This window comes from Pseudoalteromonas sp. P1-16-1b (assembly GCF_001401785.1).
GTDB classification, from domain to species: Bacteria; Pseudomonadota; Gammaproteobacteria; order Enterobacterales; family Alteromonadaceae; genus Pseudoalteromonas; species Pseudoalteromonas undina.
On the sequence record NZ_LKGQ01000023.1, the window covers coordinates 52,715 to 61,796 of the forward strand.

The 9,082-nt window shown below is 39.5% G+C and carries 9 protein-coding genes; 8 read left to right on the plus strand and 1 reads right to left on the minus strand.

The genetic code is table 11. From position 1 onward, the window contains the following. Window positions 1-15: 15 nt before the first annotated feature. The 8 genes from atpG (at window position 16) to AN392_RS15000 (ending at window position 8,691) form a co-directional block, all read left to right on the plus strand. Complete coding sequence (gene atpG / locus AN392_RS14965; RefSeq protein WP_008112136.1) at window positions 16-876, plus strand: F0F1 ATP synthase subunit gamma; 861 nt, start codon at window positions 16-18, stop codon at window positions 874-876. A gap of 33 nt (window positions 877-909) precedes the next feature. Further along, on the plus strand, window positions 910-2,295 hold the full coding sequence (atpD, locus tag AN392_RS14970) for a F0F1 ATP synthase subunit beta (protein WP_008112138.1): 1,386 nt from the start codon (window positions 910-912) through the stop codon (window positions 2,293-2,295). Between the two features lie 13 nt (window positions 2,296-2,308). Next, on the plus strand, window positions 2,309-2,731 hold the full coding sequence (locus AN392_RS14975) for a F0F1 ATP synthase subunit epsilon (protein ID WP_008112140.1): 423 nt from the start codon (window positions 2,309-2,311) through the stop codon (window positions 2,729-2,731). A gap of 298 nt (window positions 2,732-3,029) precedes the next feature. Continuing rightward, window positions 3,030-4,388: a bifunctional UDP-N-acetylglucosamine diphosphorylase/glucosamine-1-phosphate N-acetyltransferase GlmU gene (glmU, locus tag AN392_RS14980; RefSeq protein ID WP_055013154.1), complete on the plus strand. Its 1,359-nt coding sequence runs from the start codon at window positions 3,030-3,032 to the stop codon at window positions 4,386-4,388. A gap of 123 nt (window positions 4,389-4,511) precedes the next feature. Beyond that, a complete protein-coding gene (locus tag AN392_RS18650) occupies window positions 4,512-5,432 on the plus strand; it encodes a hypothetical protein (protein WP_055013155.1) in 921 nt (306 codons plus the stop codon). Further along, window positions 5,432-6,025 (plus strand): DUF1240 domain-containing protein, encoded by a 594-nt coding sequence (locus AN392_RS18510; RefSeq protein ID WP_055013156.1) that lies wholly within the window; start codon window positions 5,432-5,434, stop codon window positions 6,023-6,025. The genes AN392_RS18650 and AN392_RS18510 overlap by 1 nt, the downstream gene beginning before the upstream one ends. Window positions 6,026-6,149: 124 nt before the next feature. Beyond that, window positions 6,150-6,755 (plus strand): DUF1240 domain-containing protein, encoded by a 606-nt coding sequence (locus tag AN392_RS14995; protein WP_055013157.1) that lies wholly within the window; start codon window positions 6,150-6,152, stop codon window positions 6,753-6,755. A gap of 151 nt (window positions 6,756-6,906) precedes the next feature. Beyond that, window positions 6,907-8,691 carry a choice-of-anchor I family protein gene (locus tag AN392_RS15000; protein WP_055013158.1) on the plus strand — a complete coding sequence of 595 codons (1,785 nt, stop codon included), beginning with the start codon at window positions 6,907-6,909 and terminating at the stop codon, window positions 8,689-8,691. A 155-nt stretch (window positions 8,692-8,846) separates the two neighbouring features. Here the strand turns inward: AN392_RS15000 and AN392_RS18745 are convergent. Continuing rightward, window positions 8,847-9,082: hypothetical protein (locus AN392_RS18745; protein ID WP_152965260.1), on the minus strand; the 236-nt coding region annotated here is incomplete at its 5' end.

A 9,082-nucleotide genomic window follows, 5' to 3' on the forward strand; every position in this document is an offset into this window, starting at 1 on the left:
TTCGGAGAGAGAGTCATGGCCAGCGGAAAAGAGATTAAAAGCAAGATCGGCAGTATTAAAAATACTCAAAAGATCACTAGCGCAATGGAAATGGTTGCTGCGTCTAAAATGAAAAAGGCGCAAGAACGAGTGGCTTCAAGCCGTCCATACGCTGAAAAATTACGTAAAGTGATTGGTCGTGTTGCTCAAGCAAATCTTGATTTTACTCACCCGTTCTTAGAAGAACGTGAAGTAAAACGAGTTGGTTATATTGTTATCTCTACTGACCGTGGTCTATGTGGCGGCTTAAACTCAAATGAGTTTAAGAAAGTTGCATTAGACATTAAAGCGTGGAAAGAGAAAGGCGTAGATGCTGATTTTGCTACTTTAGGTAGTAAAGCAGCTGGCTTCTTTCAACGTTTTGGTGGTCAAGTGCTTGCTAAAAAAGCAGGTCTTGGAGATAAGCCTTCAGTACAGGACGTAATTGGTCCGGTAAAAATAATGCTAGATGCATTCTCTGAAGGTAAAATTGACCGTTTATTCCTGGTATATAACAACTTTGTTAATACCATGAAGCAAGAGCCAATAGTAGATCAGTTACTCCCTTTGCCAAAAGCTGAAGAAGAAGTATCTACACATGCCTGGGATTACTTATATGAACCAAACCCAGAGGCTATTTTAGAGTCTTTGTTAGTACGTTTCATTGAATCTCAAGTATACCAAGGTGTAGTTGAAAACGCTGCCTCTGAACAGGCTGCCCGCATGGTTGCAATGAAAGCTGCAACTGATAATGCCGGTGACCTTATGGATGAGTTACAGCTTGTATATAACAAAGCTCGCCAAGCAGCAATCACACAAGAAATTAGTGAGATTTGTTCTGGTTCAGCAGCAGTTTAATGCTTCAGGCAAAGATTAACGAGAGGAATAGACATGAGTTTAGGTAAGGTCGTCCAAATTATCGGCGCCGTTGTGGATATCGAATTTCCACAAGACAGCGTGCCAGCCGTATATGACGCGCTAAAAGTAACAGATGGCGATTTAGCTGGTTTGACTTTAGAAGTTCAACAGCAGCTAGGTGGCGGTGTGGTACGTACTATCGCACTAGGTACTACAGACGGTTTACGTCGTGGTGCTTCAGTAGAAAACACAGGCGAAGCAATTCAAGTTCCAGTTGGTACTAAGACCCTAGGTCGTATCATGAACGTACTTGGTGAGCCAATTGATGAAGCAGGTCCAATCGGTGAAGACGAGCGTATGTCTATCCACCGTGCAGCACCTACTTACGAAGAGCAATCAAGCTCAGTTGAACTTTTAGAAACGGGTATCAAGGTAATCGACCTTGTATGTCCATTCGCTAAAGGTGGTAAAGTTGGTTTATTCGGTGGTGCCGGTGTTGGTAAAACCGTAAACATGATGGAACTTATCCGTAACATCGCAATCGAGCACAGCGGCTACTCAGTATTCGCAGGTGTTGGTGAGCGTACTCGTGAGGGTAACGATTTCTACCATGAGATGAACGACTCAAACGTACTTGATAAAGTATCGCTTGTATACGGTCAGATGAACGAGCCACCGGGTAACCGTTTACGCGTAGCGTTAACAGGTCTTACTATGGCTGAGAAGTTCCGTGACGAAGGTCGCGACGTACTTTTCTTCGTAGATAACATCTACCGTTACACACTTGCGGGTACAGAAGTATCAGCACTTCTTGGTCGTATGCCATCAGCGGTAGGTTACCAGCCTACACTTGCTGAAGAAATGGGTGTACTTCAAGAGCGTATCGCATCTACTAAGACTGGTTCAATTACTTCAATCCAAGCGGTATACGTACCTGCGGATGATTTAACGGATCCATCTCCAGCAACAACGTTTGCTCACTTAGATGCAACAGTGGTACTTTCACGTGATATCGCATCACTAGGTATCTACCCAGCGGTAGACCCTCTTGATTCATCTTCACGTCAGCTTGATCCACAAGTAATCGGTGAAGAGCATTACGGTATAGCGCGCGGCGTTCAAACAGTTCTTCAGCGTTACAAAGAACTTAAAGACATCATCGCGATTCTAGGTATGGACGAGCTTTCTGACGAAGATAAGCAACTTGTATCTCGTGCACGTAAAATCCAGCGTTTCCTATCTCAGCCATTCTTCGTGGCAGAGGTATTTACAGGTGCGCCAGGTAAATACGTTTCACTTAAAGACACAATTGCAGGCTTCAAAGGTATCTTAAACGGTGAGTTTGATGATATGCCAGAGCAAGCGTTCTACATGGTTGGCTCTATTGAAGAAGCTCAAGAAAAAGCCAAAAGCATGTAATTAGGAGGGTAGTATGGCAGCTATGACTGTACATCTTGATGTAGTAAGTGCTGAAGAGAAATTATTTTCTGGTTTAGTAGAATCTATTCAAGTATCTGGTAGTGAAGGTGAGTTAGGTGTTAACGCCGGTCACGCCCCACTACTAACTGCCCTTAAACCTGGTATGGTACGTTTAGTTAAGCAATTTGGTGAAGAAGAACTCATCTATATTGCTGGCGGTACACTAGAAGTTCAACCGAACATAGTGACCGTACTTGCTGATACAGCTGTTCGTGGTGAAGACCTGGACGAGAAAGCTGCAGAGCAAGCTAAACGTGACGCTGAAGCCCAAATGGCAAAAGGTGCATCTGCTGAGCTTGATTACAATCAAGCCGCAATGCAACTAGCTGAAGCAATTGCTCAGCTACGCGTTATTCAGCAATTACGTAAAAAGTAAGCCTATCTGGTTTTTAAAAGCCCACTTTATGTGGGCTTTTTTGTGCCACTAACTAACTACTTCAGCCTATCTGTAAATAAATTGATCGTTATGGCTAATATCTCATCATTATTACTTATATCTGCACGCGATCCTCGCTACAATAACCCTATTCTATTAGGTGTTACTTTGCTTAAGTTAAGATTCAGTAGTCATTGCTTAGCCTACTGAGTATTTGCACATGATGTGACTTACGTAATCTACTTTGCAGCACACTTATTCTATTAAGCTAAAACAACGGAAAAAGGAAATTGTTTTAATGGCTCTAACAACGGTTATTCTTGCAGCGGGTAAAGGTACTCGTATGCGCTCTGCTCTGCCTAAGGTACTGCATAAAGTGGCAGGTAAACCTATGGTGCAACACGTTATCGATAATGCCAATGCGCTAGGTGCTACATCGACTAACTTAGTTTATGGTCATGGCGGCGAACTATTACAACAACAATTAGCCGATAATAACGTAAACTGGGTGCTACAAGCTGAGCAACTAGGCACAGGCCACGCAGTGGCACAAGCAAACCCTCATATTAACGACGACGATACCGTACTGGTTTTATACGGTGACGTACCTTTAACTAAGCAATCTACACTTGAGCGCTTATTAGCAGCGACACCTAAAAATGGTTTAGCTGTATTAACCGTTAATTTAGCAAATCCAAATGGCTACGGGCGCATGCTACGTGTTGATGGTAAGTTAGTGGGGATTGTTGAGCAAAAAGATGCCAATGCTGAGCAGTTACTTATTAACGAAGTAAACACCGGCATTATGGCGGTTAATGGTAAGCTTTTAAAAACATGGTTAGGTAACTTGTCTAACAATAATGCCCAAGGTGAATACTACCTAACAGATATAGTTGCTATGGCGCATAGTGAAGGCGTAGAAATTACATCAGCACAGCCTGATCACCCAATGGAAGTTGAAGGTGCAAATAACCGCGTACAACTTGCAGGATTAGAGCGTGCTTACCAAGCATGGCAAGCAGAAGAACTCATGCTAAATGGGGCCACCCTTGCTGACCCTGCACGTATTGACGTACGTGGCGACGTTAAAACAGGTGAAGATGTCCTCATCGATATCAACGTTATTTTTGAAGGTACAGTAACCTTAGGTAATAACGTACAAATTGGTCCTAACTGCGTACTTAAAAACTGTAGCATCGGCGATAATGTTATTATTAAAGCTAATACACTAATTGAAGATGCATCAGTTGCGGCTAAATGTACACTCGGTCCATACGCCCGCCTTCGCCCTGGTGCAGTAATGGAAGAAGACTCGCACATTGGTAACTTTGTCGAAATGAAAAAAACCCGTTTAGGCAAAGGTTCTAAAGCAAACCACTTAAGTTACTTAGGTGATGCTGAAATTGGCGAGAAAGTGAATATTGGCGCAGGCACAATTACCTGTAACTACGATGGGGTGAATAAAGCAAAAACCATTATTGGCGATAATGCCTTTATAGGGTCTAACTCGTCACTGGTTGCTCCTGTAAATATTGGTGCTACAGCAACCGTTGGTGCAGGCTCTGTTATTACCAATGCCGTAGCGGATGATCAGCTAGCTGTAGCACGTGGCAAGCAACGTAATTTAGATGGTTGGAAACGTCCTGTTAAAAAATAGTAATGGTCATTACTTATTAAATATTTAGAGCGAGTTTTATAACTCGCTTTTTTATTGCCTAAATATTCTTAATTAATTAGACTATTAAATAAAGGACTAAAATATAACTCAAGGAAGTGTTACATGTCAGCTTATGCTCGCCGGGCAATCGTTGAAAGACAACGCCAAAGCCAAATAAAAAGTATTTTATCAGGTAATAATCATACTCTAATTCAAATGAACTCAGCTGAGTTTGTTGATTATATTATTTCTGCAAAAATGAAAGAAGGTAAATCTCGTTCTGAAGCGGTTGACTGGATTGATGGTGTATTAGCACAGCATAACTCAGCATCGAGTATTTGGGAGCGAATAAAAGATCCTCTAAAGACAGGCGCAGGCCTTTATCCTCTATTTGATGATGTGAAGGCATTAGCCATTATAGCTGTTGCAATGCAGCGCCAAGGTAATGCTTTCGGTAAGTTTAAAATAAAAATTTACAATGGCTCTCCTGCTATTATTATCAGTTCTTATCCTGGAATACGTGCTCACCTTACGGGTACACGTTATTTGGCGAGTAACCCTAAGCTATTCACTATAGGAGTGGGTAAGCTCGAAGCAGCCAAAGCGATGAAAACCGGCTTCGTTGTTAGTTTAATTATTTCAGTTACATTTCATGCAATCGACCAGGTTTTAAATGACCAAAAAACATGGCATGACTTAGTTGCTGGAATTGCTGTTGATATGGCTGTTGTTGGGGCTGCTATTGGAATTAGTTCAGGAGTAATTGCATTAGGAGGTTCATTGATTGCTGGTTCTGCAATAGCTCCATTGATAATTATTGTTGCTGTTGGTTTTTTATTTGCATGGGTTTTTCGTGATACAACTGTTTATGTCGATTACTTAACCCAACATTTGCATACTTGTGAAGAAAATATTCAAGCAGGTAAGGTTAGAATTAGAAATCAAATACAAAAATTAGAGAAAGACTATAAAGATAGTCCAGTCGATTTTATAAAAGGAATTTTTGGTGTGCCAACTTTAAACTTTACTAAGACTTACAAATAATGAAACTTTTAGAGTGGAAGCCTTTGGAGTTGAATTTCCAAGAGGCACGAAACAAGGAGAGGCTTTCTAAGATATTCCTGTTTTTTTTGATTTTAGGGGGAATCTATCTAGTAACAGCTACATTTTACTCTGAGTTTCGGTTACTTTTTTTAGATGATGGCAGTACCTCTTTTTTTCTTAAAGAAAGCAGTGGAAGAATTTTGCTGGTTTCTTTTCTTCCTTTCTGGTTTTATTTTCTGATCGCGACATTTCAATTCTTACTTAATTTTAGTTTTAAATTGTCCATGAGGTTGACCATGAAAAGTGGAATTTTGAGTTGTTTTTTTATGGTTATTGGGGTTATTCCTTTTAATTATTTTGTAGAATCAACATTAGAAGATAAAGGTTATTTTTTTTGTAATTGGTATACAGCTCCTTCAGTTATTGCCCCCGATGTTTGGTTGAAAAACGATGAGTTATGCTTACAAGATGGTTCTGTAATTACTAGTGATATTTATGATTGGTTTGAAATGCATAATGAAAAAGGAATTGAGCCAACACTTAATGAACTTGAAGTTTTTATACAAGAAACTAGAGCAGAGTATAATCGTTAAAATTAACTCAAAATTGCTGCAGTCGTTTTTATTTAAAATAACCAGCTAAGCTAAATAATTTTATAAAGGGATTTTTCTGGCTTCCAAAGGTAAATTTAACCCTAATAAAAATAAGCTATAAACAATGTCTATTTTAGAATGGAAAAAATCCGAAGAACGTTTTACAGAGCAAAGCTTCGAACATAAATTAATTGTTGTGATAGGCCTGTTTGCTTTTATATTATTTACAATTGCTTTATTTTATTTCTCTTATTATGGGTTTGTTGAAAATGTTTATTTTGATGAGTCGCTTTATTATATTCGAGAAAGCGGCTTGTTGGCTCCGATAATAGTAATGGTTCCATTTCCTGTTTTAATGACAATTGCAGGTTTACAAAAAGTATTGAACTTTCGCAATGAAAAAACAGTAAGGTTAATGGTAAAGCTTATGCTGCGCGCAATACCTTTATATATAATTTTATCTATTGTTAATAGCTTTTACATTGAGTCTAAATTAACACGTGAGGGATATAGCTTTTGTAATTGGTATACCAGTCCATCATTCAGAGGTCCCGATGTTTGGTTAAAAAATGATGAGTTATGCTTACAAGATGGCTCTGTCATAACCAGTGATGTTACCGATTGGTTTGAACAGAAAAATCAACAAGGTATTGAGCCTTCCGTTGATGAGTTAAAAAAGTTTATTAAAATAACTCGAAAAAGGCGCGATGATTATATAAATAATATGTAGCGGCCATTCTGATTAAATAAGCTAACCCCCACAAAAAAGCGAGTTTTATACTCGCTTTTTTATTGCCTAAATATTCTATAAATAAAAATGCCATACTGTTGTCATTCCTGTGTGTTGATATTTAACTAATACAACACTAAGGAAAAAAATAATGTTAAACAAATCAATAATAGCCCTTTCTTTGCTATCACTATTAACTGGTTGCTCACTAGATGGTGATGACGGCCAAGATGGCGCACAGGGTGTACAAGGTACAGCGGGTAATAATGGCGAAAACGGCACTAATGCAAACTCAGCTTTAAATATCAATCTTATTGGCCGCGCAGTACTCAATGCACAAAACCCGGAAGGAGCAGCTGAAATAGTCGCCTACCAAGCTTCTAAAAAATGGATTTATACTATTAATAGCTCTGGTGATGAGGCTGTTGTGAATATTATTCCTGCAGATACGTTCGACACCGCTGCATTAGTAAAAGATAACGAAGGTATTGTAAGTGTAACTAACCTATCCTCTGCTATTACGCTCTCACTAAATGAAAATACACCCGGCGATGCAAACAGCATTGCTATCGATGCAAATAACCAATTATTAGCGGTAGCAATGGCTGCTACAAACGTAGGTGAAGCTGGCCAAATAGCGTTTTACAATATTAGCGGAGATACACCTGCATTTATTAAAAATGTAACTGTAGGTGCCCTACCCGACATGGTGGCATTTAGTCATGATGGTGCAAAAGTAGTGGTTGCTAATGAAGGTGAACCTAATGGCGACTACAGTATCGATCCCGAAGGCACTATTAGCATTATCGATATAACTAACGGCACTATTGCCGATAACGCTTTGAGCATAAACTTTCAAGATTACAATAATAAGCAAGCTGAATTAGAAGCGCAGGGTTTAGTGTTTGCCAATCCTACTGGACGTACTATTAATGGTAATTTAATAAATACCACCGTCGCTATGGGTTTAGAGCCAGAGTATGTGAGTATTTCCAAGGATAATAAATACGCCTATGTCTCTATTCAAGAAAATAACGGCCTAGCTATCATCAACCTTGAAGATAATTCCCTTGAGCTAAAAGGGCTCGGTTTTAAAGATTGGTCAAACTTACAATTTGACGCTTCAGACAAAGACGGCGGTGTTAACTTTAAATCATACCCTGGTTTATATGGCATGTATCAGCCAGATACAATTGCAAGTTTTAGTTGGAAAGGAGCCAACTTCATTGTATCTGCCAATGAGGGTGATGCACGCGAATACTTTTTTGATGCCAGCGATGAAGCTGATTGTATAGCCAAGGGGGGCCTTGATTATGACGCTAAAGATGGGTGTTTGGCATATATAGATGAAAGCCGCGTAGAAGATCTAGCTCTCGCAGCTAACTTCGATTACTTAAATAACGATGATAACGACATTGGTCGTTTAAAAGTTACAACAGTAAAAGGTGATAAAAATAATGATGGCCAATACGAATCTCTTTATGCCTATGGCGCACGCTCATTTACCATTTGGGATAGCAATGGGCTGGTGGTGTTTGACTCAGGCGATCAAATTGCACGGGTGACCGCTTCTGTTCATGGTAACGCGTTTAATAACAACGAAGATGAAAACAAAGGCGATACACGCTCAGATGATAAAGGGGCAGAACCCGAAGCGCTAACATTAGGTAAGGTTGGCGATAGGTTGTTTGCTTTTGTTGGCTTAGAGCGTATGGGCACACTAATGGTGTTTGATATAACCAACCCTTACGATGTGAAATTTCAAGACTACTTCTATAATCGTGGTTTAGAACCAAGTGCAGATATAAGTGGCGACCTTGCTCCTGAAGGAATGACATTTGTTCCTGCAGCGCAAAGTGCAACAAACGAAGCACTGCTCATAGTAGGTAATGAAATCTCAGGCTCAATTGCCGTATGGGAAATAACAACTCAGTAATTAATAAAGTGTTATGTAAAAGCGATTAGCAGTTATCTATAAATCGCTTTTACTTCCTCCCCCTCTTGCAATCATGCCTTATGTGAATGCTTTTTAATCAAAAACAGCTCTGCAGCCCTTTGTTTGTATGGTTACTGTACTAAATTGAAATTAATTTAATAAAACTGAAATAAAGCATTGACCCTCTCCAGAATATCCCTATAATGCGCATCCACTGACCCGGCAGGCAGCAATGAAAAGCGCTGAACAAATGGTAAGTAAGTCGAATAAAACTTAGCTTTTAAATCTTTTAAAAGAAACTGAAAATTAAGTGTTGACAAAAAAATAGGAAAGCGTAATATGCGCAGCCCTAGCGAGATAAAGTTTAACACTTTAATCGCAACGTTCTTTA

Excerpts from the sequence above, each read along its gene's own strand:
- atpD (WP_008112138.1), top strand. The coding sequence starts at position 910 with ATGAGTTTAGGTAAGGTCGTCCAAATTATCGGCGCCGTTGTGGATATC.
- AN392_RS18510 (WP_055013156.1), top strand. The coding sequence starts at position 5,432 with ATGAAACTTTTAGAGTGGAAGCCTTTGGAGTTGAATTTCCAAGAGGCA.
- glmU (WP_055013154.1), top strand. The coding sequence starts at position 3,030 with ATGGCTCTAACAACGGTTATTCTTGCAGCGGGTAAAGGTACTCGTATG.
- AN392_RS14995 (WP_055013157.1), top strand. The coding sequence starts at position 6,150 with ATGTCTATTTTAGAATGGAAAAAATCCGAAGAACGTTTTACAGAGCAA.
- atpG (WP_008112136.1), top strand. The coding sequence starts at position 16 with ATGGCCAGCGGAAAAGAGATTAAAAGCAAGATCGGCAGTATTAAAAAT.
- AN392_RS15000 (WP_055013158.1), top strand. The coding sequence starts at position 6,907 with ATGTTAAACAAATCAATAATAGCCCTTTCTTTGCTATCACTATTAACT.
- AN392_RS18650 (WP_055013155.1), top strand. The coding sequence starts at position 4,512 with ATGTCAGCTTATGCTCGCCGGGCAATCGTTGAAAGACAACGCCAAAGC.
- AN392_RS14975 (WP_008112140.1), top strand. The coding sequence starts at position 2,309 with ATGGCAGCTATGACTGTACATCTTGATGTAGTAAGTGCTGAAGAGAAA.